Below are 26,289 nucleotides of genomic sequence, written 5' to 3'. Positions count from 1 at the left end.
GTTAAGACTATTAAATATTATTCTCAACTAATCAAGTTGCAAAGGTAAGTAAAATAGTTTGGGGGATAATGCTTTTGGAAATAAATTAATGATTCGGTAATGGAGGATTCGCCTCATATCAAACACAGGTGACAAAAGCAGACGCTTGCGCTCAATGTTGATAAGTTAAGCTTTTTTATAAAGTCAAATTCTATAATAATTCCACAAAAAGATGATTTTTTATTTATTGGATTCTTAAATATAACGCCTATGGTTGTGTCTCCACAACCATATAAAGTAGCAGGTACTGATGTGTTTATTAGCATATTTCGATGCATTTGTGGAGACACAAATGCGGGCAAAAAAGGATAGAGAAATCACTAATTTAACGAAATTTCGCTTGCACTAGTCAATTGTTTAGATAAAAAAAGCTGTCTAATATCAAATAAGACAGCCTTCTTTACATACAGCATTTAAAATAATTTATTGAACTGCAGTCAATGCATTTAGATTTCCGTAGCCAAATTCAGAGTTTCTGTTTGGATAAAAATCAGATGATTCCCTGAGCTTTTGTAGGACTTGGTCACGATTCCAGCTTGGGTTTTTGGACCAGACCAATGCCGCAATTCCTGCAGTGGTGGCTGTGGCTACAGATGAACCACCCACTGTAGAAGGCTGATTTCCGCTCATGGCCACTGAAAGTGGATGTGCATCCGATCCCGCTTTCTCCATGATAACCGTAAAATCAACTTTACTTCCTGAATGGCAAGTATTGCATCTCTCGTAGCGTCCTTCTTTTATACCCGTAACAGCTACTGTTTCATTCATATTAGCTGGGAAAATTACACCATACCAATTAGTCCAGCTGGTGGAAGTACCAGCAGCCGCAAAAATTAATTTACCCCTGCCATAAGCATAACGGATGCCATCGGCTACTTTTGAGTTGTTAAATACATCTCCTATTGACATACTGATTATTTTTACGTCAGAACGGTTTCCAAGATACAATAATGCTTCGGTCACACCATCTTTTTCATTTCCGCCATTTACAATCACATCACTTGTTCCCCTCACACCAACTAAATTGGCATTATAGGCTACACCTACTGCTGAGCCGTCATTGCTTCTTGGTGCTGTGGCAACTCCAGCCATGGAGGTACCATGCCCACATTTATCATCTGGGCCGTCATATTTTTTCCACCACCAAGACCCTGTTTGGTAAATTCCTTTTCTTTCTACTGTTCTGTTTTGCGAATAACCCGAATTAAATTGACTTCCCAGCTTATCTTGATCAGGAGATAATCCCGTATCAATCATACCAATGGTTATTCCTGCACCTGTGCTATAATTCCAAGCTTGGTCAATTCCCATTTGGGGATAATTCCATGACATTTTTGCACCTGGGGCTATATCAGTATAAAGTCCGGCTAAATTATAATTAGGATCATTTGAACATCCGGAATCGCTATAGCGCTCACCCTCACCATATTTTTGGAATTCAACTTCATAGCTTAAAGGCTCCACATATCGAACAATATCCAATGACCTTAATCGATTAATCACCTCCAGGTCATATACTTTCATTTCTATAAAAGGTAAAACCTCATGTGAATAATTAGGCAATTCCTCATCTGTGATATTTTGTTGCCTTTTTCTTTCCATCACAGATCTGGTTTCCTCCAATATATCCTTTCGTGAACTAACCCAATCAGGATCCTGTACATTTATTGAAGTAATCCTTTGATTGATATTGCGTTCTCCTGCAGCTAAATAGCCAACTGTAAGAATACTGTCGGAATGTACAAGAGCACTCCACAATTGGACATCATTTAGCTCAGACCAGTTAAACTCATTTCTTTCTTCCAATGCATTTTTAATAATGGCATCAATTTCGTCTTTGGGGACAATTTCAATTTCCTGTTCTGGTTGAACATTTTCATCAATTAGGCTGAGGTCTTCATTATCTTGCGTACAAGACCATAGCAAGGCCGAAGCCAAAAATACTGTTAAAACTTTTCTCATTTCCATAGTGATTAGTTTTGGTTTTAATTTATGCTGTATGCAGAGTAAATTGCAAAACTTAAATTTAACTTACAAGTGTTTGTTAGAATTAAATTTGTATTTATTTAAGAAAAGAGAAATTAATATTCGAAATAAAGTGGCTTTAAAAGGAGTTAGGCCAAATAATTGTAATTATGAAAGGTTTAAAAATTTTGAAAAGCTAATTGATTATTACTTTTTGTCAAAATAAACTTCTTTGTCATCATATTTAATCATATAACGACCTTTTGGGAGTTTTTTAATATCGCAAGATACGTCTTTCCCTCTTTTTATGATTCTGCTGTTGTTATCGTAAAGTAAAAAACTGACCTCATGAGTGAACTCAATTATCCAATTTTCCTCGTCAATAGCATGGCTGATCTCTTCCTTATCGGAATGAAAGTTGAAACTTTCCGAATATTTGACATCCATTTTGGGATCATGATATTGTACTCTATATAGATTGTCCCCTTTTACATGATCAGGCTCTATGCTATGTTGATTAACAAAAATACCTCCTTTTGTTTTCACAGTATCCAAAGCCATCCATCCGTCCTCTGTCTCCTTCTCCACTATGTAAAATCCTTCTTTGGATTCTTTGGTCGTGATCCAGATAATTTGATTTTCATCAACATAAACTTTCAACCAGCTAAATTTAAGGTCTTCTTTGATTACTTCAGGGTTGGCAAGCTCTGGTTGGCAATTTTCATGGTGAACAATCCGGATTACGACCCGCTCATCTTGCTCAAGGTTTTGCATATCGATTTCATAGGCTGAAACTTCCGGATTATTTACGACTAATTGGCCATTTAAATAAATTTCCTCTATACAAAAACCCAACTCTTGTCCTAAATAAGGATTTCGTACAAAAACATTCTCCCCATGAAAAAAACCCCTGAAATAGCTATCCTTACCTGATAAAGAAAAGGATAACAATATGAATGACATTATGAGCAGTAATGCGTTTTTCATGTATTCAATTTACCGATCATTCATATCTCAATGATTCAATAGGATCTAATTTGGATGCCTTAAAAGCAGGGTAGTAGCCAGACAAAAGCCCAACTGCCACACAAATAACAATACCAACAAACATCCATAACCATGGCACAATGAAACCGCCTTCACCGATGATGGTCGATATCCCATTCCCTATTCCAATTCCTAAAATAATTCCAGCAATTCCTCCGATCTGACAAATTACGATTGCTTCCCATAAAAATTGTAAGCGAATCTTGGTTGGGGACGCTCCAATTGCTTTTCTAATTCCTATTTCTCTTGTTCTTTCGGTTACTGAAACCATCATAATATTCATGAGTCCGATGGAAGCACCCAAAAGCGTGATGGCCCCAATGGCAAAACCACCAATTCTCAAATAACCAGCTATTTCTTCCATTCTTTCGGCCAAAGACTCACTTTTTTGAATATTAAATGAACTTTCTTGTCCAATACCATCTCCTCTTATTCCTCTCATCACTCCTGTAGCTTCTGCAATTCCCTGTTCCATTAAAATAGGATCTGGTAAAGATACTGTAATATTATATTGCAAAGTGCGATTAGCTATTATGGTTGACAATCCTATGGAAATAAGTATAGATTGGTCAGCTCCGCCACCGCCCATTCCTCCTTGCTCTTTCAGTACGCCAATCACTTTAAATCGAGAACCAAAAAATGAAATATCTTTATTGATGGGATCCACATTTTCTTTAAATAACTTACCTACAACATTAGCTCCCAAAATCACTACGCTACTGTTATTCTGGATTTCCAATGGGGCAAAATTCCTTCCCTTATCAATTTCATAAGCATTCTGAATTAAATAATTCTCATCCGAAGCATAAACCCTGATAGTCGGAGTAGTTTTTTCGGATTTGTATTTTAATTCTGCACTACCTGTAATTCGTGTATTGATGGAAACATTGCCTGCAAAATTATATTTATCTTTAAATTGCACAGCTTCTTTATAGCCAATGGGTTCATATCGCTTTTCCTTTTTACCATCTGAGGTACTTCTCCTACCATCCAATCCTCTTGCCTCAATATCAAAATTATTGGCTCCTAAACCCGCTAAATTTCCACTAACAGAATTTTGTATTCCGTCTATGGCGGTTAATATCCCTACCAAAGCAGTAATGCCTATTGCAATAATGGCAGCGGTTAAAATAGTCCTCAATCGATTGCCTTTAATCGACCTAACCCCTTCCTTAATGTTTTCCAGATAATCCAAAATCAATTAATTTTTTTGTAAATTTTAGCAATTTAATGTGAATATTCACGATATATTACATAAAAGCAAGAAACTTTGATTTGAAACTCCAATTATTATATTTAGTTATATATTTATAACAAGATTATATCAGTTTATATGTTAAAAACTTTCAAATTATTAATACTAATATTATCACTGTCCATAATTTGTGCCAAGGCCAATCAAATTTTGATCCCAATGGACAAAGAGCAATCCAACCATTTAAAGGCTTATGGATTATCTTTTTGGGTATTGGAAAAGGAAATTCCCATAGATTGGTTATTGAACTACAGAGGGGGAAGCTTTTTAATTGAAAGCAAACAAAGTATCATCAATGAACTAATTATTAGAGGTGTTTCCTACGAAATTATTTCAGATGCGGCCGCCAATAGTTTACTGGATGAAATAGCCAGTCCGTCCTCTAACAAAGATGCGATGCGACTGGATAAAGTACCCAAAATTGCCGTTTACTCACCTAAATCAAAGCAACCTTGGGATGATGCCGTTACGCTTGTACTAACTTATGCCGAAATTCCTTATGATGTGATTTTCGATGATGAAATTATGACGGAAGGGCTGTCCGATTATGATTGGTTACACTTACACCATGAAGATTTCACGGGACAATATGGTAAGTTTTACCGTAGTTATGCCAATCAACCTTGGTATATAGAACAACAAAAAGAATATGAAGCCATGGCCAAAAAACATGGTTTCAGAAAAGTATCACAACTCAAACTGGCCATCACACAAAAAATAAGGGGTTTTGTGAACAAAGGAGGGTTTCTTTTTGCGATGTGTTCTGCAACTGATACTTATGACATTGCACTTGCGGCAGCCGGAGTAGATATTGCCGCCAGGATGTACGATGGAAATCCTGCAGACCCCAATGCGCAAGAAAAATTAGATTATGAGCAAACATTGGCTTTCGAAGATTTCAAATTGGAAATGAACCCATTGGAATACGAATATTCGAATATAGATCAAAATCAAATTGACCGACCGGGCATAAAAGAAGGAAATGATTTCTTCACTTTATTTGAGTTCTCAGCAAAATGGGACCCTATCCCCACCATGTTGACGCAAAATCATGAAAAACTGGTTAAAGGTTTTATGGGACAAACTACCGCCTATAGAAAATCATTAATAAAACCTGATGTAGTTATTCTAGGTGAAAATAGTGAAATTGATGAAGCGCGCTATATCCATGGCATTTTCGGTAAAGGCTTTTGGACTTTTTATGGGGGGCATGACCCCGAAGATTATCAGCACTTTGTGGGCGAGCCACCAACTGATTTGAATTTACATCCCAATTCTCCGGGTTATAGGTTAATTTTAAATAATATTTTATTTCCTGCTGCTAAAAAGAAAAAGAAAAAGACATAACCCTAGTTGTAAGGTTCATTCAAATTATTCAATATGGTATTCTGTCGGTGCGCCACCGACCGAGGTGAATGCCAAGATTAGTGGCACACTAACAATTTGAATTTTGTTTGAATACCTAACACTATTCAATAAAACTATGAATATGACCAAGCAGGAATAATCAGTTTTTCCAAAGGACAACACTTGTTATATATTTTATTGAATAAATACAATTTGTCAAAATTTTAAATTGTACTGAACATAAAATTAAAATCTAAGAATTGTAATAAATATCCCCTTCTTAAATGTACGAATCCTTACTCCGAATTAAAGGATATTTCTTTTAACTATTAACCTACATATATTCATATTTAAATAATAAAATATACTATCTCATGATTTATTAAATCGGTTAAAATACAGTATTTCAAATAGTTGTAATTTTTCTTGTGTCCTAATTTTCAGAAAATACCTTTGCGCTCTGAAAATTTAATTTAACTCTAAAAAGTACAAGAAATGAAAACTACTACTACAAAAACCAATTCAAAAGTAAACACAGAAAAGGAACAATTATTGAAAAGGATTATTAAGAAAAATAACTCTATACAGACGGCCTGTATGTCTCTTTGTGAAGGTCATTAATATAATTTTACTTTAAGTAAAATGATCCAAGAAATTGCCAAAAGTAATGAAGCACTGATGTCAGCGCTAGATTGCAATGAAGACAATACAATAGTTGAAGGTTTTATGGAAAGATATTCCGTAAACCGAGCTGAGGCAGAAGAAATCCTACTTGAAACCAAGAAATGGTTATGGTTAGCATCAGAAAACATTAAAGAGAAAAAAGGGTTTCGCCTTTTCATTGATAACTCTTTGATGATCATTGATGAGATGTGGCATAATTTTATTTTGCACACACGTCTGTATCAAAAGTTTTGTCATGAGAAACTAAATTTATTTGTGCATCATGAACCTACACCTGCTTCCGAGAAAATAATAGGGTTTGACAGCGATGAAGAAAAACAAAAGTTTCAGCAGCAACAGGAAGAAAAATTAAGTCAACAACTCTCCTATATCTATGACAAATTAGGTGCTGAAACAGTCAGTAAATGGTATGAGGAATTTCCTGAAAAATTTACTGAGAAAAAGATTCAGGCTTTGAAAAGATAAATATTGGTAATCCCACATTTCAAAAAACGGTAGTTAATATATCATATATTTCTACCGTTTTTTTGTTGACTAATTTCAGAAAATCGTATAATATAAGATTTCCTTATATCATAAATACTTAATAATTTCCGATTAAATTCTATATATTTCTGTTTCAGACTAATTTCATGAAAAGAATTTGAAAGTAAGTTGTTCACATATTCATAACTCCCAAGCTGAAAAAAACTTATTCAGGTTTTTCCTTATGAGTTTTTTAATTATACAACTATCAACTGCCTACAGTCAATCATATTTCTCCCCTTTAATGCAACATTATTCTGCAAAGGATTATAAGGCGGGGATCTCCAATTGGGATATGCTGCAAACAAAAGAGGGCCTATTATACTTTGCCAATTTAAACGGTATCCTACGGTTTGATGGGGAGGAATGGCAATTTATTGATATATCAGGAGGCAAATTCGCCCGAAGCATCCATGTAGATTATAAGGACAGAATATATGTGGGAAGCAATGATGAGTTGGGATATTTAGAAATTGATGACTTGAACAAGACCTATTATCAATCCTTAACTGACAAACTAAATCTTGAAAGAATTGGTCTTGTGCTTCAAATCTTGAGCATAGAAAATGACGTGTTTTTTATTACCAGAAAATACTTAATTCGATTGAATCAAAATGGATTTAAGTATTGGGATTTAAATAGAGGTTTTGGAGGATTTATATATCAAGACAATCTTTATATCAAAGAATTTAATAAAGATTTATTAAAATTTTCAAATGATAGCTTAATTAAGCTAAATGGAAAGAATATTGCCCTACCATCTACAATTAGAAGCAATATATTTGATAATAATAATGAAAAATATATAATTGGATCAAATGACAACAAAGGTTTTATATTTAGAAATGACTCTATTATAGAAACAAATGACCAATATGATTTTGGCAATTCAATCCTTTCTTTAAGCCATCATAATTCAAAGTACAATTCTGTTTGGGCATCAAGCGCAAATAAAGGTGTTTTTAATTTTAATATTGGAGATACTGTTTTTAGAACTATAAATACTAGAAAGGGATTACCCACCAATATTATCATCAGCCACTTCCCAGATAATCAGAACGGTATCTGGGCCATGCATCAAGAAGGGGTTACTAGAATTCATGCGAATGAAAAGTTAATGTTTTGGGGTGATAATCAAGGTTTTGAAGCTTCAATTAACAACATCTTAAATTTTAAACATCAAATGTATCTACCTACATTTAACGGGCTTTACATTTTCAACAAGGAATTGGTTCTTGAACGTATCAAAGAAACTGAAGACAGGCTTTTTAATGTATTTCAGGTAAAAGATTTTAATATAGCATTAGGCGACAACCAGCTTTATAAACTTCAAGATTCTGAATTAATTAATACTATCCCAATTAAGGCAGGGACAAATGCTTTTTTTTCTGAAAGTGGTCATTTTTACATCACTACTTTTAGAGATGGTATTGTACAATATTCAATTGATAATGACGGGGTAAATCCTTTTATCCCTGAAATAAGCGGGTTTTGCAATAGTGTATTAAGTTTGAATTCGAAACATTGGCTAAGCTATAAATCAGAAGGAATTTATTTAATTGATGAAAACAATGGAAATCCTAAATGGCAGTTTTTTAATCAAAATCATGGATTACCAGATGTTAATGCTATCACTATTTTAAAGTCTATAGATGATGAAATCCTTTTTAGTACCTCAAAAGGATTCTACACCTTAAACAAAGCACCAAAAGCTGATTCCAGTGATTTATTTATACCTCAGTCCACTATTTCAGATGAACCACTCAATATAAGTCATATAGATCAAGACCAATACGGAAACTACTGGTTGACTGTGATTGAAGAATCCCAAAAACAAGTGGTTTTAAAATTAGAAAGGAAAAAGGATGGAAGTTATCAAAAGGTAGCTCGGCCTTTAAAAGCCATTCCCAATCAGAATTTTTCTACCATTTATGTTGATGAGGCTGAAGACAGCGTGGTCTGGATAGCCGGAAATGAGGGCCTTTATAGATATGACGAAAAAGTGAAAGTGGATTTAGAAATCCCTTTCAACACTTTTATTAAAAAAGTAAGCCTTAATGATTCTGTATTTTCGCACGGATTGTATAAAGAATATAGAGGCACTGACAGCATTCCTACATTAGTAATCCAGCAACCCAAAGAATCATTTCCTCAATTGGAATTTAAAGACAACAATATCAAATTTGAATTTAGTGCTCTTTATTATGAACAACCAGAACGAAACCAATACTCCTATTATCTTCAAGGATTTGATAAGGAATGGTCAGTATGGTCAAATATGAATACTAAAGAGTACACCAATTTACCAGCAGGCAACTATCAATTTAAAGTGAAATCCAAAAATTTATATGACACAGAAGGAAATACTGCTATTTATAAATTTAAAATCCTTCCTCCTTGGTATCAAACTACTTGGGCTTATTTTCTATTTAGTATCATAGTTGTCAGTATCATTTGGGCTTTGATGCTTGCCTATACTTACAGGGTACGTCAGCATAGAAAAAGACTCAAATTGATCGTTGCTGACAGAACTTTCGAGGTAATACAACAGAAAAAGGTAATAGAAAAGCAATTACTCAAAATGCAAAATCTCAATGAGGAAATCAGCCAACAGCGAGATGATATTTTAGAAAAAAATCAGGAATTGGAGAGCTCTCAGGAGGAGGTGATAGCCATTAACAATAAACTACAGGAACTTAATCATGCTCTGGAAGCTAGAGTTGAGAAAAGAACGGCCAAAATAAAAGATACGATTAGAAAACTACAGCAAACGAATAAAGATCTCGATACTTTCACCTACAAAACCTCACATGATCTAAAAGGCCCAATTAGCAGGATAAAAGGCATTTTAGCTTTGGCCAGGTTTGAGAATCCGGAAGTCAAAACGGACAGATATTTGAACTTGATTGAGAAAACTACCAAAGAAATGGATATTTTATTGGGTAAATTAACTCAAGTCCACAATATCTACAATTCAAAAATCGATTATACAACTATTGATATTCCAACTGTCTTTAAGGAAGTAATGGAAAAAATCAGTCCTTTGGTGGAGCAATCGAAATTCAAATTTCATTTTGACTTGAAAAATGAAGGCGAGCTTAAAACCGATGAGAAAATGCTCGAATTGATCTTGCTCAATTTACTGGAAAATGCTTTGATATATTCTGATAAAAATAAAGAACATCAGGAAATAAAGTTAAGCACAATTCGCAAGGACAGTTCTTTTTTCCTTTCTATTGAGGATAATGGCGTAGGAATCCCTGAAAAACAAATGCCCAAAATATTTGAAATGTTTTACAGAGGTTCAGAAAAATCAATTGGAAATGGGCTGGGGCTATACTTAGTAAAGGTTGCCGTAGAGAAAATTGGCGGTACGCTTAAAGTAGAATCGGAAGAATTTGTTTTTACTAGATTTACTATCGAATTTCCATTAAAGAAAAATTAATCAATATAATCAAGCTTTCTTTTTAGCCATCAATTTTTTCTCCTTGTCAACTAAACCTTTTAATGTCTGGCTTTTGAAAATTTTCACGGTTTCATTACGGACTTTCAAAAAGGCTTCCCTAATAGAGCAAGTTTCTTCATCTTTGCATTCTTCACAGCGTTCATAAAATTTGAAAGTAACACAAGGGAGTAAGGCAATAGCGCCATCAAATAATCTTAATACTTGGGCTAGGTTTACGGTTTCAGGATCTTTGCGAAGATAGTAGCCCCCTCCTTTTCCTTTTTTACTACCCAGTATCCCATCATTTTTCAATTCTAAGAGAATTGCTTCCAAAAATTTCTGCGGTATATTTTCCTCTTCCGCTATGGTACTGATTAAAGTAGGTCCTTCTCCGTATTTTCTACCTAGGTGTACAAGAGCATTTATGGCATATTTCGATTTTTTGGAAATCATGTAGGCAAATATACGCTTTGAAAGTGATTTTTAAGGGTGATTTATCAAAAAGAATAGACAAGATTATTTTAGATTCGATTCAATATAGGCCCTTAAATCTTCCACTTGTTGATGGCTCATTTTTTCCAAAGTATAGTTGGGCATATATTCTTTATGTCCCAATTCAGAATAAGAACCATTCCTGATGATTTCGTAAATTGACTTCTTGCTGCTTTCAGGCATGTGTTTTTTGAGCCATTTAAAAGTGAGTACTGAATTATCCAGAACCAAATCACTTTCACCATAAGCATGATGGCAATGCTGACAGCCCAATTCATAAATAGCCTTTCCATACTTTGGCCTTCCTTCCAAAGGATACCCTTTTTCTTTACTTTCTGGTAATTCCGAAAATGTGGCCGGAGACTTAGTCAGATAATGTGATTTAATAAATGCAATAGCACTATCCGGATTGGATTTAGCCAAAGAATTCATCTTTTGAATATCAGTATCATTCATTTCTAAATCTTTCATTTTCATCTGCAGTGTAGATAGATAAGAAAGAATGCTTTTCATTTCCCACTCCTCCAACTCACGCCCTTGCGAGCAGACAGTTGCACATAACTGAATGCTCCCTTTTAAACTATTTTTTGCATCCTCTACTAAACTTCCATACTTTAAAATATAATCATCATTGTACCAAGATTCCCTATTAACTATACCCCAAAAAGTAGAGCCTTGCAGATAGGGTAAATCATTTTCAATTGCGTATTCCAATCTTGCATCCTGATCCACCAAAGTTAAATCAGGGTCTTCTCTTTCCACATTATGGCAACTTGTGCATGTATAAAATTTACTGATAGCTTTGGATGCAAATCCATCAGGTGGTTTTGTTTTACCCGTGTGAATTAAATCATAGCCTCTTTTGATATCAATAGAATCTGGTTTTTCAATATAATGATCAGGGTAATCTTGCCCTAAATCATGCAAGACTTCAATCAGGTTATCATTTTGATTGAATTCTTGAGTCTTGAGGATTGTAAAAGACCCTACTGATAGCAATAAGATGACTGCTATGATTAAGCGTACATTATATTTTTTAGCATTATTCATCATCTCTATTTCCTTGCCCCTACTTTAAAATCCCTAGTGATATTGAATCCAAAATGGATATTTCCTTTTTCAACCCTTCCTGTAGTTTCCGCTATGTACAAAGGAGCTATCATGCCCAATGAATTGGTAAAATTTAATTGAAAGATATGCCCTTTAGTTTCCAATTCAATTCCCAAGCCAGCTGAGGATTGGTATTGACTAGCCAGCTGATCAGGCAAATTGAAATAATATTCCAGATTAAAAGCCAGTACTTTGGAGACTTGAATCCTGGTGGCAGTACCTAAACTGTAAATATCATTATTGCTTTCTAAATCCAAAACGAAATTACGATGAACATAAGTAGGCATAAGCTGAAAACTTATAAATTCATTAAATTTTCGACCTAAAAGTAATTGGTGAACAAAAGTTAGGTTATTGGTAAAGGATAAATTCTCGGTTTGAGGTGTTTGAATGGTTCTTACCGCTGCATTGGTATAGTAAACTAAAGAAACCGGGCTCCCTCCATCCTTTCTTTGTTGTAAAAATCTGTATTTTAGATAAACATCATAATGTTTTTGCAAAGAACTTCTGCCAAATCCAATATTGATAAAATCCGTAATGGCATAATCCAAACCAATTCTGATGGTCGCATTATCCAAACCATATAATTGTTGTATCCCTGAGCTAATATCTCCAAACCTATGAGATATGATAAATTTCATCATGCCTTTGGGAAGTACTTCAGTTGAGTGTCCATTGACAATTCTAGTATCCCTAAATACTTTTACACGATCTTCTTGAGCGAAGATATCACTCATGCATAATTGTACTATTATAATTGCTATTAATTTCTTCATAACATTAATTATCTAAAGCCCCATCATCCACCCAACAAGCGATGGCTTGTATCTCTTCATTTGTTAAATCAGGTCTTCCTGCTGGTGGCATAGACCCACTTTCAGTCCTACTTTTTATTCTTGAAGCATTTTCAAAAATATTTTCATCATCAGAAAAATCAGGGAATTGAGATCCGTTGTGACATCCACTTACTGCACAATTACTGGCAATAATGGGTTTAACATCATTGCTAAAACTTATATCTGAAAATATTTTAATCCCAGATATTTCCGTTTCGCAGCCATTTGCATCTCTTGCAAGGATTTTATAATTCCCATTTGATAATCCTGTGAAAACTGGGTCATTTTGGGATTGATTATCGTTCAAAATATATTCGATTGGTTCTACTCCACCTTCTTGGGCAAGCATTATACTGCCTGTATTTTCACCACATTCAGAATCACTTTTCTCAATTACAGAAATCTGAATTCCATTCTCGTTACTAACAGTGGCTTTAATTTCCTCGCTAACACAATTTGAATTGATTTTTCTAGCTTGAATGGTATAGGTTCCGGCCGATAATTCAGTAAATACATTATTCTGAGTGAAATCACGATCGTTCAGTCGATATTCATATTCATTATCTCCATCAACCCTAACCATAATTTCACCAGCACTCTCCCCACAGGGAGTATCTTTTACAGAATCAATAAGCAGTTCAAAAGATTCATTTTCGCATTCATCATCAGGACCAGCAATCCTATCGTATTCGCAACCGAAAAGTAAAAGTAAAAGGAGTATTTTATAAGATTTGTCAAACATAAAAGTCCTAAATTAAACTAAGCCTATCAGGCAATTTCATGATAATATTTAGTGCCAACCTGATATTCCATACCAAATAATCCCTATCAATAAAATAAATTGCTTGATTACATGAGATTAAATTAAGCAATAGAATAACGGATCAAACACCTTTATTGGATTTAATTACTTAAAGTGAAACAATAAAAGTCAATTCTACAAAAATTGTTTTTCATTAAACTAATAAAAATATAACAGAATCAAGATAGGATTTTTAGAAAATTGGTATAAATGACAAATAAAAGACAAAAACTGACCCTATTCGGTCAATAGCATTTATACATTGATTAGAGAAAAGTAATAAAATCTGTTTTAGTTTTTTCTTCGTAAGTGGATTAAAATTCAAGAAATAGAGATGTTAAAAAAATAAAATTCTTGAATAATGTAAAAACCAGAACAGATTTAAAATAGTAGTAGTTTCATAGATTAATTGGTTTAAAGCGACTCGAACGAGTCGCTTTTTTTAAATAAAGCCTATTATGATAATTACTTCGCAGTTTTACGCCTAGTGGTAATTCCAAACGGTAGATAAAGCGGACAGAAACTGATGAAACTTGTGGCAATAAATACCACTGCAAATATTCCTAAGATAATGGCTAAAGTCCCTGAAATGATTCCAAAGTAATATAACACTCCTACAACTATAGCTAATATAATCCTTACGGTTTTATCAGCTGTTCCCATATTGGCTTTCATAATGATTTAATTTAAGTGAATATTTTCTTTAAATTAAATCATTAATTAAGATCAAGATGTAACTTAAGTTACAAATGGAATCTAGTTACTTACGTTTCCAAAGTTCAGAATTTTGGGAAAAATCTTTTATTGTCGAGTTAACAAATCAACGGCTTTTTTCATAGCCTTCAAACTTTGTTCCTCCTCATAAATGTGGGCAGGTGCTGCTCTTTCCTGGCAATCATAAAGCGGACAAGTTTCACAGGTTTCATTTACTATACGAATGGGAATCACAGGGTCATTATGAAATTTTACCTTGCGTTTCATTTGAGGACTGATCAACAAGCCAATGGAAACACTACTGTTTTGTCCTATATTTTTATTGCTGGGTTTCGCCAGACTGATAATCAAATATTCATTATCAGAATCTACATATTGACTTCGTTGAACTTTGCATTTTACGCCATCATCATCCTTGGATTCTTGATTTCTTAACTCCTTCAATATTTCGATAGAAGCCCATCTCCTGCAGTAATGCTGGTCTAAGGCCGTTCCATGTGGATTATGTAAACCAGACAAGTGCATCTCTTTGGTCAGCTTAAATGTTTTTTCGTCTGAAGTACTAAAACGCAAAAAGAACAGCTCCTTAATACCAAAAACTTTTGGCAACAAATTGGTCATTCTATGCATCAACATTTCCGGTGTGCACTGATAAGTTTCCAATATATCCAATAAAATTTGAGCATTGAATTGAGGCTCAGTCAAAAACTTTTTCAAGTCCTCCACTATAGCCTTTTCTGGTAGTGCCAATGCACAGGCAAAATAGGAGGCTTTATAATTATTCAATACTTCTTCAAAAGAATTAACCGAAATCCAACTAGAAGTAAAAGGTCTTGGACTCAATTTCAAAAATTGATATCCTAATTCTTTTGCCAAGGTGAAACGCTGTTGCGATTCCGTCAATTTAGGATTCATCAACAATTGTGGCGTATCCGAAGGTATTGTCATAGAACGTAATGGTTTCAGTTCTTGTTGATGCTCCAGTCCTTTTGGCAAAATCTGATATTGATATTCCGTTTTAAGTATTGCTTGAAACTGCTCAAAAGTATAGGGAAATGTTGCCTCTTTCAAAAATCTTGTTCTGAAAGAGGCTACTTCCCGTTCTATACTCTCAAAATAATTATCGTGCATTTCTTGAAACGAACGCAACATATTGAGATATAAACTCTCAACTCTTAGTCCGTAATTTCTACTGATTTCAATCAATGTACTTATAAAAGCTCCTAATTTAGCAGGAGCATTACTTAATAAATCCAATAAATGAGCTGGTTCTATCCCAAATAATTCTAAAGGCAGTTCCTTGAATAAATTGGATTGCAATAACTCCCCTAATGGTGCTAATTTTTTACTAAGTTGTAATGAAACTAAATCATCAAAGCTCACTTCAAGTGCTTCAGATAAAATATTGATTTTTTCAATTTTCGGATACTTTTTACCTTTTTCTATTTCATTTAAATAGGATGCAGATAGTCCAGTTTGCTTTGATAATTGCGCAAAGGACAATCCCTTTTCTAAGCGTAGCTGTCTTACTTTTAATCCAAAAATCAGTTTTACATTTTCTTGAGATATAGCCATTTCTTCATATTTTTTGTTAAAACCTTTATTCTCACTTTCAGCGAAAAAACTTTTTTCATTTTTTTTTCGCCACCCATATCCATTCCTCTTCACTTACTTCGCATTCGCTAATATAGCGAATAAAATCTAATAGCGAATATTCGCTTGTAATTTATTTTTCGCTTCTCTACATTTGAAACATCGAACACTTAAAAATCTGATAATCAAATGGAAACTACATCAGCAAAAATTAAGAACACAAAAGAAAAGAAAGACAGCATCAACCTATTGACTGATGAAGCCATCTCTTTTCTTAATAAACTTCACGAAAGGTTCAATGAAAAAAGATTAGAGTTGCTTGGAAGAAGAGAGCAAACTTATGATCAGATCAGGCAAGGTAAAAATCTGGACTTCCCCAAAACCACTGAAGACATAAGAAATGATCCAGATTGGAAGATTGCTTCACTACCAAAAGATCTGCAAGACCGAAAAGTGGAAATTACCGGGCCTGTTGACAGAAAAATGATCATTAATGCCCTGAATTCTGGAGCAAAGGTTTTTATGGCTGACTTTGAAGATGCCACTAGTCCGACTTGGAAAAACATCAAAGAAGGACAGCAAAACTTATATGATGCTATAAGAAGACAAATTGATTTTACTGCAGAAAATGGTAAAAGTTATCAATTAAAAAATAAAACAGCGGTTCTTAAAGTAAGACCGAGAGGCTGGCATTTATCGGAGAAAAACTTCCTAGTAGATGGTGAACCGATTGCGGCCTCCCTCTTTGACTTTGGACTATATTTCTTCCACAATGCGCATGAACTCATCAGAAATGGTAGTGGGCCGTATTTCTATCTCCCAAAATTAGAGCACCGCTTTGAAGCAAGGTTATGGAACGATGTATTCATCTTCGCGCAAAATGAACTAGGCATTCCTGTGGGAACGATCAAATCTACTGTTTTGGTAGAAACCATTACGGCTGCTTTCCAGATGGAGGAGATTATTTATGAATTGAGAGATCACATGGCAGGACTAAATGCGGGAAGATGGGATTACATTTTCAGTTTCATTAAAAAATTCCGTGACAGAGCGGATTACATTTTACCGGACAGAAACCAAGTCACCATGCAAGTGCCTTTCATGAAAGCTTATGCCAATTTATTGGTTAAAACATGTCATAAAAGAGGTGCTCATGCTATTGGTGGTATGTCTGCTTTCATCCCAACAAAAGATGAAGTAGAAAATGAGAAAATATTGGATAAGGTCAGAAATGATAAAACAGAAGAAGCATTGGCAGGATATGATGGAAGTTGGGTAGCTCACCCAGCACTAATCCCTGCAGTTGAAGCTGTTTTTGATCAAATTATAGGCAACAGACCACATCAAAAGCATGTATTAAGAGAAGAATTTAGCACCTCAGCCTCTGCCTTAACCAGCCCCCATGTAATGTATGGGGAGGTAACTGAAAAAGGAGTCCGCATGAATATCAATGTGGCCTTGCTTTACATAGAATCATGGTTACAAGGAACGGGTGCAGCCGCCATTAACAATTTAATGGAAGATGCCGCTACTGCAGAAATAAGCAGGGCCCAACTATGGCAATGGTATCATCATCAAGTTTCCTTTAAAAACGGAAAGATATTTAATCGCGCACTCTACTGCTTACTATTGGAAGAAGAAACTGAAAAAGTGAAAGAAATGCTAGGCAAGGAAAGAGTGGAGACTGGAAAGCTGGCCATCGCAAGGGATTTATTGAAGAACCTTGTAAAAAGCGATGACTTTGAAGACTTCCTTACGCTTAAGGCATATCCATACTTATAAAATCAATTTAAATCATACTATAAATATAAACGACATGAAATGAGCATAAATATTCGAGGGCGATTTTATACCAACCGCCTGATGCCTGCCTGCCGGCAGGCAGGAATATTTATTGCGAATTCTCCCTTAGGGATCCCGATGGGGCATGTGAGAACTAAAAAACAAAAAATATACACATGAATACTCAAGAGAAAATCGATCAGTTAGTAAAGGATTGGACGACCAATCCAAGATGGAAAGATGTAGAACGAACTTATACACCAGAAGAAGTGGTAAAACTTGCCGGAACTGTGAAAATCGATCACAGTTTAGCCAGATTAGGTGCAGAAAGATTATGGGAATTATTAAAAACAGAAAATTTCGTATCAGGATTGGGGGCCTTAACTGGTAATCAAGCAGTACAAGAAGTGCAGGCAGGTTTAAAGGCAATCTATTTAAGTGGATGGCAAGTAGCAGCAGATGCAAACTTAGCCGGTCAGATGTACCCTGATCAGAGTTTATACCCTGCTGACAGCGTGCCAAATGTAGTAAAAAGAATCAATAATGCATTGTTGAGGGCAGATCAAATTCAATCTGTAAGTGGTGAAGGCGATATACATTGGATGGCTCCTATAGTGGCAGATGCCGAAGCAGGATTTGGTGGAAACCTTAATGCTTTTGAACTCATGAAAGGCATGATAGAAGCTGGAGCAGCAGGTGTTCATTTCGAAGATCAATTATCATCCGCCAAGAAATGTGGGCACTTGGGAGGAAAAGTATTAGTTCCTACACAAGAAGCCATCAATAAATTAATTTCGGCAAGATTAGCAACTGATGTGATGGGAGTCCCAACTATAATCATTGCAAGAACTGATGCTGATGCCGCCAATCTCCTTACTTCGGATGTAGATGAAAGAGATCGTCCATTTTTAAATGGTGAAAGATCATCAGAAGGATTCTTTGGCGTTAAAAATGGATTGGAACAAGCTATCAACAGAGGACTAGCTTATGCTCCTTATGCTGATTTGGTTTGGTGCGAAACTTCTCATCCTGATTTGGGAGAAGCAAGAGAATTTGCACAGGCCATTAAAGAAAAATATCCTAATAAAATGTTGGCTTATAATTGCTCTCCTTCATTCAATTGGGCAGCAAAATTAACTGAGAATGAGATGTTGGAATACCGAGAGAAACTAGCCGAAATGGGCTATAAATTCCAGTTCATAACTTTAGCCGGATTTCATGCATTGAATACTGCTATGTTTGAATTGGCTACAGCCTACAAAAACAAAGGAATGGCCGGATATTCTGAATTGCAGCAAAGAGAATTTGCTTTGCAGAAACAAGGGTTCAAAGCAGTTAAACATCAAGCTTTTGTGGGTACTGGTTATTTTGATGCCGTTCAAAATGCAGTCATGCAAGGAAAATCTTCCACTACAGCTTTGAAAGGTTCAACTGAAGAGGCTCAGTTTTAGTGGGCTCAAATGACAGCGCCACCTCCCACTTGCAGGTGTTTTCACCTGCAAGTTTGTATAAAATAAAAATAGTCAATTTAGCAGTTGTTTAGGTGAAAACACCTAAACATGGCGATTTTGCAATTTTGGTTAGTGAAAAAAATTTCCAAAATGGTTGGTGTGCAACCAACCATGGGATTATTTTATTAGCTTAAATGAAACCTGGTAGGTTTTTGATTCAACCCTAGAAAATACCGTTTCCGTAGTTTACACTTAATAGTGTTTCATGTTTCAAAAGGCTTCTGAGAGGAAGTCTTTTGTATTTTTAAAAATTATAATTCACTATAGCATTAATCAAAAACAAGTTTACTTTGTTGAGCACGAAAACAGGATTATCAGGAAAACCTCCTGTTCCATGTTTATAGGTAAGCAATAGCTCAGGTTTAAAACCTTTCCATTTTACATTTTCATAAAATAAATCGAGATTGATGTGCATGTAATTAGGAATAGCATATTTATTTAGAGTCGGCTCAGTCACCGATGGTCTCCATTGATGACCAAGACTGAAAATCGACTTTAGCTTTTGATCAGAAAAATTGAAGTTCTGATGATAATACATCACTACCGCATGATTATTTCCAAATCCTTCACTCCTTTCTCTTTTCTGAAAACTGAATAAAAACTCCCTGCCCCATTCACGGGGAAATAAAAATCGTCCTTGGCCGGTGATGTGATCATATCCCAAACTGATTTTTCCGTTTTTAAGTGCATGAGACAACTGCAGCCCAAAAATCTGTGCAGTTTCATTTTGAACATATCTTAAAGCAGGATCTTGATTACCTCCTTCTCCTACCTTATTTTGTAACAACCACTCTGCTGACAATGCTAAGCCAGCGTTTTTAAAATTGTAAGTGGGCTTTGCATATAAAACATTGAAAATATTATCAACATAATAATCCCACAGCTCGACTTTTAGATTAGGACCAATTTGATAATCAACATTGGTCAATACCACAAAATCAGATTGTGAATTTTCCTTGTATTCACTTCCTTGTCCGTCTATATCTCTCCCGACAGGATAAATTCCTAAGGTCTGACCGATATTTTCAAAACCATTATAACTTCTCGGGGCAATTCTATTGATTGCACCCAATTGAAATTTTAACTTATCTTTATCTTCATATTTATAAAATGCCCCTTCAAACAGGGTTGGAATCATTCTGCCATCTTGCCCATTCATAAAAGGTGAAAAGAAACCCTGTCTCCCCACTTTTATTTGATGATATCCGTTTTTGTATTGCAAATACAATTCTCCGGGATAAGCAATAAACCGTTGAGATAGGTCTTGAACATTAAAATTTCCTGCCACATATCGACTTCCCCTTCCGGTCGTGGGGTCTGAGGCCTGCACATTTCCAATTCCAGTGTTCCAACTACTGTAAACTGCCCCACCAACTTGCCAATGTTTATTGAAATTATAGGTGTATTTTAATTTCAAGCCGGTAGCTATGGCATACCAATCCTGCAAGTCTCCCTCATTGAAGGAGTGCATATAGTAATTTCGCCATTGCCCACTAAGATTTCCCTTTTTATTTTCAGCTTCATCCTCCTGAGCTAAAAGTAGGAAAGTGGATAAAAAAAATATGGAAAATATAAAAGTAAACTTCATCTATTTGGTTTTCTTAATTTGATAGACACTATCATAATAATGAACTATAGGGTGAAAAGGCCCAAATTTATGCTGTTCAGCAGGAAATGGATCATCCCATGGTCCATAAGCAGTTGAAACTGGCTTCAATTTTAAATCAGGGAAATCTTTTTCCGTATTCGGCTTTTGAGGTCTATCAAAACTATTGATATAAGCTGCCACATGAAAAGCTTCTTCATCCGTTAATTTTGGATTTGCTTTTGTAGCAATCAGATGTGGCATATTGGCTTTAATAAATTGGGCAGCCGTTAAAACTCTATGCATTCCAGCACCATGATTGAAGGAATCATCTCCCCAAAGTGGTGGATATTGGTAACCTTTTCGTTCATCAGCTAGTTTTGTTCCTTGCCCATCTTCACCATGACAAACCTGACATTCATTGATGTAAACCTGTTTTCCAAAAACAGTATCAGCTTTTACTTCAGGAATTTTAACACTTACAAATCCTTTATACCAGTCAGCTGTATCTTCAGGAACACCTTCACTCAGCCATTCCATATATCCAACTAAAGCTTGCATTTGCTCTGAATCTTCAGGCAGGGCTTGACCGTTCATACTGCGTTCCATACAACCATTAATACGCTCTTCAATGGTTCCAATTTTATTTTCACGACCTCTAAACTGAGGAAACCGATTGGTTACGCCCACCCAAGAACCAGAGCCTGGCTTGGTTCCCGCTTCCAAATGGCAATTTTGACAGGTTAAATTATTTCCAGCATAAAGCCTTTTATCTTTATTGATTACTTGAGGCCCCATCCACTTTGGGGATTCAGTTGCCAATAAATAGCCAAATTTAACTTGCTTTCCTTTTTTACCCTCCGGTAAATCTTTTTCAATATTAGGCAAGCTCCATTCTTGAGGCTCATTGGAAAAAGAGGCTCCATACCATTTAGAAACATCATCCATAAATACTACACCCAAAAAAAGCAGGAAAACAATAGCCACTATGCTGATCAGTACAGCAGTGGTTAGCCTCATTAATTTTAAAAATTCCATCGTTGTAAATTAAATAAAATATGGGTGATCAAGGTATCTGAATTAATGCGGTAATTTATGTCTTATTTTACCGTAAACATAAGTTCCCAAAACAGCTGAAGCAATTACCACCAAGATTACCCCAACACCATTTCCTAGCAAGATAAACATGGGTCCAGGGCAAGCTCCTGTTAGGGCCCAGCCCAAACCAAAGATGGAACCTCCAATTAAATATCTAGCCCAGCTAAATTGCTTAGGTGCTATGATTATTCTATCTCCGTCAATTGATTTTAATTTGTTTCTTTTAATAATTTGTATAACGATGATTCCCAGCACTACGGCTGATCCAATTACACCATACATATGAAATGATTGGAATTTGAACATCTCGTAAATCCTGAACCATGATATCACTTCCGCTTTAGCAAGGGTAATTCCAAATATGGTTCCTATAAATAAATATCTAAAAAATTTCATTCTATTCAGTTTGTATCTTTTGAATTTGATTAAAGGACAAGTAAATAAGGTAGTACAAAATAGGTCATGATTAGCCCACCAATGAAGAAACCGACAACCGCCAAAAGGGAGGCAGGCTGAAGATCACTTAAACCGGAAATAGCATGCCCAGAAGTACATCCACCTGCGTAGCGAGTACCAAAGCCGACCAAAAAGCCACCTATTACTATGAATATTATTCCTTTAACAGTCAATAATGATTCCCAATTGAATATTTCTTGAGGGACTACAGTCTGCCCTGGATTTTCAATTCCATATGATTGAAGCTCGGCTATAGTGGCTTCCGAGATGTGTGCTGCCTGATCATTACCCAAATACAAATAGGATATTAACCCACCTAAAACCAATCCTGCTGCGAATACCAAATTCCACATTTGATCCCTCCAATTGAAATCGAAAAAATCACATGATTTTCCAGCGCCCAAAATAGAACACATGGTTCTCAGGTTGGCAGAAAGACCAAAAGACTTCCCGAAAAACAACATTGAAAACATCACTAATGCAATCAAGGGACCAGCTACATACCATGGCCAAGGTTGACTTATCCAATCTAATAATTGATTCATAAATTATTCTAATTAATTTTATTTTAAGTTTAACAATCCTTCACTTATTAGGATAACAATGCATAACCATCATTTTCCCAAATTGATAAAACAAAATTAATGTAGTAACATTCATTGAGGCGTAACAAAAGTTACGAATTAGATGACATTTGTCATGTGGACTGCATTTTGATCACAAGTTTATCATCTAAAAGTATATATTTATAAATTACGTTTAAACCTTTTATAGACAATCCAATGGGAAATATAGTAATGGAAGAAATTTTCAAGGCCATTAATTTTAGCGAGCAGAAGTTTGAAAATACTGAATACGAGCATTGTACTTTTGTCAATTGCAACTTTCAAAACTGCGATTTATCAAACTTTAAATTTATTGACTGTGATTTTGAAGATTGTAATTTAAGTTCAGTACAACTTAAAAACACATCCTTGCAAACCGTTAATTTTAAAGGCTGTAAAATATTGGGAGTCCATTTTGATGAATGCAATAGCTTTGGATTATCCTTAGGTTTTGATAACTGTCAACTCAATCATTCTGTATTTTTTCAACTTCAATTAATGAAAACAAAATTTATTAACTCAAAGCTTATAGAGGTTGACTTGGGGGAAAGTGACTTGAGGGGAGCTAGTTTTCAACAATCAGATTTAGCAGGCGCAGTTTTTGAAAAATGTGATTTGCAGAAAGCAGATTTCAGAAATGCCATGAACTACAGCATAAATCCTGAAATAAATAAATTAAAGAATGCTCTATTTTCAATTGATGCAGTCGGAGGACTTTTGGATCAATATCAAATTAAAATAGAGTACTAACTTGAGATCTATTATTATAATTACCATTACCGCAATGCAGGACAAGCTATAATAAGATTTCGGATAATTTACTTTTTTTTGACATATGAAAAGAAAATTTCCGAAATGACGCTTTGAAGAAATTTTGTAGAGATTTAAAATCTAACTCAGATTACCAGTAAAAAGTATTCTTTTTATAGGGAATATATTAAGGTTTTTTCTTAGGAACCAGTTTCTTAATCGTTAATCCTTGAACTAAAATGGAAAATACCACCACTGAATAAGTAGCAGACAAAATTAAATTTTTAGCTTCGAAATCATCTGGGATTGAAAGCGCCAGAGCAACAGAGATTCCTCCTCTGAGACCACCCCAAGTAAGAATTGCCAAGGTATTCTTTTCAAATGTTCTTAAGCGTTCCATTATTTTGACTGGAATTCCGACCCCGATTAAACGAGCAAATAATACTACTACTATCGCACAAAGTCCAATTAGAAAATAATCTGGATGGTATTCCTTTGAAATTACAATGATTTCCAGCCCTATTAAAATAAAGAGAATGGCATTTAACGCCTCATCTACCAAATGCCAAAATTTATAGACATAATCACCCGTTGCGCTACTTTTGTCAGAGGCTTTCCCTTCCTTGCTTAAAAACAGGCCAAGTACTACCACAGCCAAAGGACCGGATATATGAAAAAACTCTGCTGCTTTATAAGAAACCATCACTAAAGACAGAGTTACCAATACCTCTAACTCTACATGTTCATTATCAATTATCTCTAATAATTTAAGTCCGAAAAAACCAAATAGTGCTCCTAATAACAATCCTCCCCCTACTTCCATCCCAAATAAACCAAGCGTACCTCCTATACTAAAATTACCAACTCCTGTTTGTGCCAGTCCAAGTATTGTCAAAAATGCCACTACGCCAATTCCATCATTAAACAAAGATTCACCCGCAATCTTAATTTCCAATTTTTTTGAAACTTTGGCATCGGATAGCAAGGCCAATACTGCGATTGGGTCAGTAGGGGAAATCAAAGCACCAAATAAAAGGCAATAAATCAGGTCAACTTCATAGCCAAAAAACCCGAAGATATAGAACATCAGAAAACCAACTACAAAAGTGGAAATCAAAACGCCAACAGTAGCAAAAATCAAAATTGGCCAACGCTCCTCTTTGAGTTTTTTTACATTAATTGATAATGCCCCGGCAAACAATAGAAAACTAAGCATTACATCAAGCAAGACTTCTTTGAAATCAAACTCTGAAACAATAGAAATGGCTAAGTCTGTAATTTCCGGAAAGACATATCCAGATAGAAGAATTAAGACTGATAGTACTAAAGCAATGATCATTAACCCAATAGTGGAGGGTAGTTTTAGATAATTAACATTTATAAAGGTAAAAACTGCTGCCAAAAATATTAGTAAGGTAATTAAATCTAATACACCCATTGTGATAATAATTTTAAGTTTGCCTAAGGTTCAAATGGAAAAATAATAATTAAAAAGAATAGCGCCATAAAAAAAGCCTTGTATTTATTCAAAAACACAAGGCTTTATAAACATATCAATGAATGCTTTAAGGTTTATATCCTAAATTAAATATTTTTGATTAACGACCAAATGCCTCTACACTATAGTCAAGTTTGGTACCATACATTGGGAAAGTAATCTTTAACAAACCATAAAAACCTCTTTTCTGAAGTCCTGGTCTCATACCAATTTCAGCACCGTACCCCCATCCTAGCGTTCTGTTGAAGTGCCCGTCAATCCCTATTCTACCACCAAACATAAAAGTATTGATAGTGGAAGCATCATATTCGAAAAATTGGTTTGCTCCTGTAGGTTGATGAAAGAAATTTTCAACTGTTACCATAGGAAAAATAAACAGGTCAAGAAAAGTAGAAAATACATGATCATCTACTAATTCTTCATAGGTTTTATCCGGTTTGGCAGCAAAATTTTTAATCCAGGTAAATCCTCCACCTACTGAAACCCCTGCACCTAATACATTACCGAAAACAGCATCTTCTGATTCCCCGCTTATTGAATTTGGAGATTCTTCGGTTTCCCCAACAGGATTAACTACCACTCCCTGAGATGCAATTGCCCGACTCAATTCTGAAGTTGTTTCGTAATACACACCCCCTAAGCGAGCAAATAAGATCTCTCTTCGTTTGTTGGGAATATCTGCTTTTTGCGGAACCTTTGCTGCCCATTCTGCTCCTTGATAATTCTTAGAATATAAAGGTATTCTACTTTCAGATTCTTGTTCTTTATCCCAGATGTGGTATGACGCACTTGCTTCCGTGAAAAAGTAAGTTCTAGCTCTGGATTGTGGATCAAAGCCATTTTTTTGGGCTGCATTTCTAGCAAAATCACTCCCTATAAAATAAGGGATTCTGGCATGAGCCTTAAAATGCATTTTATCTTTTAAATAATAGGTAGCGTCCACACCAAATCCAGAAGTGATATTGGTCACATGTATGTCCCCATAGGCGGGGGTTATCCCAATGAATAATTTATTGATATCATAGGGATCATTATACATTTCCTCGAAGGTCACCGTTTTATTTTCAGATCTTCTTCTAAACTGAGCATCCGCAGTAAACACGAAGCTATAGGAAACCAATATGATGAGAATGAGTCTTACTATCTTCAC

General features: G+C 35.1%; 21 protein-coding genes. 6 read left to right on the top strand and 15 right to left on the bottom strand.

Annotation, left to right across the window (positions count from 1 at the left end):
- Window positions 1–462 precede the first annotated feature (462 nt).
- From ACFE0M_RS00535 to ACFE0M_RS00525, 3 genes are all read right to left on the bottom strand, one after another.
- The gene (locus ACFE0M_RS00535; protein ID WP_434543783.1) at window positions 463–2,001 is read right to left on the bottom strand and encodes a S8 family peptidase; all 1,539 of its coding nucleotides are present in this window, start codon (window positions 1,999–2,001) and stop codon (window positions 463–465) included.
- A 210-nt stretch (window positions 2,002–2,211) separates the two neighbouring features.
- Window positions 2,212–2,991: a hypothetical protein gene (locus ACFE0M_RS00530; RefSeq protein WP_434543782.1), complete on the bottom strand. Its 780-nt coding sequence runs from the start codon at window positions 2,989–2,991 to the stop codon at window positions 2,212–2,214.
- A 16-nt stretch (window positions 2,992–3,007) separates the two neighbouring features.
- A complete protein-coding gene (locus ACFE0M_RS00525) occupies window positions 3,008–4,246 on the bottom strand; it encodes an ABC transporter permease (RefSeq protein WP_434543781.1) in 1,239 nt (412 codons plus the stop codon).
- A gap of 138 nt (window positions 4,247–4,384) precedes the next feature.
- Between ACFE0M_RS00525 and ACFE0M_RS00520 the strand changes: the two genes are divergently transcribed.
- The 3 genes from ACFE0M_RS00520 (at window position 4,385) to ACFE0M_RS00510 (ending at window position 10,307) form a co-directional block, all read left to right on the top strand.
- The gene (locus ACFE0M_RS00520) at window positions 4,385–5,653 is read left to right on the top strand and encodes an asparagine synthetase B (protein WP_434543780.1); all 1,269 of its coding nucleotides are present in this window, start codon (window positions 4,385–4,387) and stop codon (window positions 5,651–5,653) included.
- A 642-nt stretch (window positions 5,654–6,295) separates the two neighbouring features.
- The gene (locus ACFE0M_RS00515; protein ID WP_434543779.1) at window positions 6,296–6,802 is read left to right on the top strand and encodes a hypothetical protein; all 507 of its coding nucleotides are present in this window, start codon (window positions 6,296–6,298) and stop codon (window positions 6,800–6,802) included.
- Between the two features lie 244 nt (window positions 6,803–7,046).
- Complete coding sequence (locus ACFE0M_RS00510; RefSeq protein ID WP_434543778.1) at window positions 7,047–10,307, top strand: ATP-binding protein; 3,261 nt, start codon at window positions 7,047–7,049, stop codon at window positions 10,305–10,307.
- 9 nt (window positions 10,308–10,316) lie between these two features.
- Here the strand turns inward: ACFE0M_RS00510 and ACFE0M_RS00505 are convergent, their stop codons facing one another.
- From ACFE0M_RS00505 to ACFE0M_RS00480, 6 genes are all read right to left on the bottom strand, one after another.
- Complete coding sequence (locus ACFE0M_RS00505; RefSeq protein WP_434543777.1) at window positions 10,317–10,760, bottom strand: RrF2 family transcriptional regulator; 444 nt, start codon at window positions 10,758–10,760, stop codon at window positions 10,317–10,319.
- A gap of 63 nt (window positions 10,761–10,823) precedes the next feature.
- A complete protein-coding gene (locus ACFE0M_RS00500) occupies window positions 10,824–11,852 on the bottom strand; it encodes a c-type cytochrome (protein ID WP_434543776.1) in 1,029 nt (342 codons plus the stop codon).
- Between the two features lie 2 nt (window positions 11,853–11,854).
- Entirely contained in the window at window positions 11,855–12,685 is an 831-nt protein-coding gene (locus tag ACFE0M_RS00495) for a DUF5777 family beta-barrel protein (protein WP_434543775.1), read from the bottom strand.
- Window positions 12,686–12,689: 4 nt separating this feature from the next.
- Window positions 12,690–13,487, bottom strand: a complete 798-nt coding sequence (locus ACFE0M_RS00490; protein ID WP_434543774.1) for a hypothetical protein — start codon at window positions 13,485–13,487, stop codon at window positions 12,690–12,692.
- A 525-nt stretch (window positions 13,488–14,012) separates the two neighbouring features.
- Complete coding sequence (locus ACFE0M_RS00485) at window positions 14,013–14,222, bottom strand: YgaP family membrane protein (protein WP_434543773.1); 210 nt, start codon at window positions 14,220–14,222, stop codon at window positions 14,013–14,015.
- 126 nt (window positions 14,223–14,348) lie between these two features.
- Entirely contained in the window at window positions 14,349–15,836 is a 1,488-nt protein-coding gene (locus ACFE0M_RS00480) for a helix-turn-helix domain-containing protein (protein WP_434543772.1), read from the bottom strand.
- A gap of 207 nt (window positions 15,837–16,043) precedes the next feature.
- Between ACFE0M_RS00480 and aceB the strand changes: the two genes are divergently transcribed.
- Both aceB and aceA read left to right on the top strand, forming a co-directional pair.
- On the top strand, window positions 16,044–17,636 hold the full coding sequence (gene aceB, locus ACFE0M_RS00475) for a malate synthase A (RefSeq protein WP_434543771.1): 1,593 nt from the start codon (window positions 16,044–16,046) through the stop codon (window positions 17,634–17,636).
- A 176-nt stretch (window positions 17,637–17,812) separates the two neighbouring features.
- The gene (aceA, locus tag ACFE0M_RS00470; RefSeq protein ID WP_434543770.1) at window positions 17,813–19,087 is read left to right on the top strand and encodes an isocitrate lyase; all 1,275 of its coding nucleotides are present in this window, start codon (window positions 17,813–17,815) and stop codon (window positions 19,085–19,087) included.
- A 304-nt stretch (window positions 19,088–19,391) separates the two neighbouring features.
- Here the strand turns inward: aceA and ACFE0M_RS00465 are convergent, their stop codons facing one another.
- From ACFE0M_RS00465 to ACFE0M_RS00450, 4 genes are read right to left on the bottom strand one after another with little or no spacing between them, the layout of a single operon-like run.
- Window positions 19,392–20,735 (bottom strand): OprD family outer membrane porin, encoded by a 1,344-nt coding sequence (locus ACFE0M_RS00465; RefSeq protein ID WP_434543769.1) that lies wholly within the window; start codon window positions 20,733–20,735, stop codon window positions 19,392–19,394.
- The gene (locus tag ACFE0M_RS00460; RefSeq protein WP_434543768.1) at window positions 20,736–21,770 is read right to left on the bottom strand and encodes a c-type cytochrome; all 1,035 of its coding nucleotides are present in this window, start codon (window positions 21,768–21,770) and stop codon (window positions 20,736–20,738) included. It abuts the gene before it with no gap.
- 42 nt (window positions 21,771–21,812) lie between these two features.
- A complete protein-coding gene (locus tag ACFE0M_RS00455) occupies window positions 21,813–22,226 on the bottom strand; it encodes a YeeE/YedE family protein (protein WP_434543767.1) in 414 nt (137 codons plus the stop codon).
- 29 nt (window positions 22,227–22,255) lie between these two features.
- Window positions 22,256–22,831, bottom strand: coding sequence for a YeeE/YedE family protein (locus ACFE0M_RS00450; RefSeq protein WP_434543766.1), 576 nt, complete (start codon window positions 22,829–22,831; stop codon window positions 22,256–22,258).
- A 237-nt stretch (window positions 22,832–23,068) separates the two neighbouring features.
- Here ACFE0M_RS00450 and ACFE0M_RS00445 point away from each other — a divergent pair, with 237 nt between their 5' ends.
- Entirely contained in the window at window positions 23,069–23,641 is a 573-nt protein-coding gene (locus ACFE0M_RS00445) for a pentapeptide repeat-containing protein (protein WP_434543765.1), read from the top strand.
- A gap of 187 nt (window positions 23,642–23,828) precedes the next feature.
- Here the strand turns inward: ACFE0M_RS00445 and ACFE0M_RS00440 are convergent, their stop codons facing one another.
- The gene (locus tag ACFE0M_RS00440) at window positions 23,829–25,079 is read right to left on the bottom strand and encodes a cation:proton antiporter (RefSeq protein ID WP_434543764.1); all 1,251 of its coding nucleotides are present in this window, start codon (window positions 25,077–25,079) and stop codon (window positions 23,829–23,831) included.
- A gap of 160 nt (window positions 25,080–25,239) precedes the next feature.
- A complete protein-coding gene (locus ACFE0M_RS00435) occupies window positions 25,240–26,289 on the bottom strand; it encodes a hypothetical protein (RefSeq protein WP_434543763.1) in 1,050 nt (349 codons plus the stop codon).

This window comes from Marivirga sp. (assembly GCF_051117495.1).
Classification (GTDB): domain Bacteria; phylum Bacteroidota; class Bacteroidia; order Cytophagales; family Cyclobacteriaceae; genus Marivirga.
This window is presented reverse-complemented; position numbering and strand designations above follow the sequence as displayed.

Bases quoted from the DNA above. Each gene is read 5' to 3' on its own strand.
- ACFE0M_RS00505 (WP_434543777.1), bottom strand. From the start codon at position 10,760: ATGATTTCCAAAAAATCGAAATATGCCATAAATGCTCTTGTACACCTA.
- ACFE0M_RS00460 (WP_434543768.1), bottom strand. From the start codon at position 21,770: ATGGAATTTTTAAAATTAATGAGGCTAACCACTGCTGTACTGATCAGC.
- ACFE0M_RS00450 (WP_434543766.1), bottom strand. From the start codon at position 22,831: ATGAATCAATTATTAGATTGGATAAGTCAACCTTGGCCATGGTATGTA.
- ACFE0M_RS00490 (WP_434543774.1), bottom strand. From the start codon at position 13,487: ATGTTTGACAAATCTTATAAAATACTCCTTTTACTTTTACTTTTCGGT.
- ACFE0M_RS00465 (WP_434543769.1), bottom strand. From the start codon at position 20,735: ATGAAGTTTACTTTTATATTTTCCATATTTTTTTTATCCACTTTCCTA.
- ACFE0M_RS00515 (WP_434543779.1), top strand. From the start codon at position 6,296: ATGATCCAAGAAATTGCCAAAAGTAATGAAGCACTGATGTCAGCGCTA.
- ACFE0M_RS00530 (WP_434543782.1), bottom strand. From the start codon at position 2,991: ATGAAAAACGCATTACTGCTCATAATGTCATTCATATTGTTATCCTTT.
- ACFE0M_RS00480 (WP_434543772.1), bottom strand. From the start codon at position 15,836: ATGGCTATATCTCAAGAAAATGTAAAACTGATTTTTGGATTAAAAGTA.
- aceB (WP_434543771.1), top strand. From the start codon at position 16,044: ATGGAAACTACATCAGCAAAAATTAAGAACACAAAAGAAAAGAAAGAC.
- ACFE0M_RS00520 (WP_434543780.1), top strand. From the start codon at position 4,385: ATGTTAAAAACTTTCAAATTATTAATACTAATATTATCACTGTCCATA.
- ACFE0M_RS00510 (WP_434543778.1), top strand. From the start codon at position 7,047: ATGAGTTTTTTAATTATACAACTATCAACTGCCTACAGTCAATCATAT.
- ACFE0M_RS00485 (WP_434543773.1), bottom strand. From the start codon at position 14,222: ATGAAAGCCAATATGGGAACAGCTGATAAAACCGTAAGGATTATATTA.
- ACFE0M_RS00455 (WP_434543767.1), bottom strand. From the start codon at position 22,226: ATGAAATTTTTTAGATATTTATTTATAGGAACCATATTTGGAATTACC.
- ACFE0M_RS00440 (WP_434543764.1), bottom strand. From the start codon at position 25,079: ATGGGTGTATTAGATTTAATTACCTTACTAATATTTTTGGCAGCAGTT.
- ACFE0M_RS00535 (WP_434543783.1), bottom strand. From the start codon at position 2,001: ATGAGAAAAGTTTTAACAGTATTTTTGGCTTCGGCCTTGCTATGGTCT.
- ACFE0M_RS00495 (WP_434543775.1), bottom strand. From the start codon at position 12,685: ATGAAGAAATTAATAGCAATTATAATAGTACAATTATGCATGAGTGAT.
- aceA (WP_434543770.1), top strand. From the start codon at position 17,813: ATGAATACTCAAGAGAAAATCGATCAGTTAGTAAAGGATTGGACGACC.
- ACFE0M_RS00500 (WP_434543776.1), bottom strand. From the start codon at position 11,852: ATGATGAATAATGCTAAAAAATATAATGTACGCTTAATCATAGCAGTC.
- ACFE0M_RS00445 (WP_434543765.1), top strand. From the start codon at position 23,069: ATGGGAAATATAGTAATGGAAGAAATTTTCAAGGCCATTAATTTTAGC.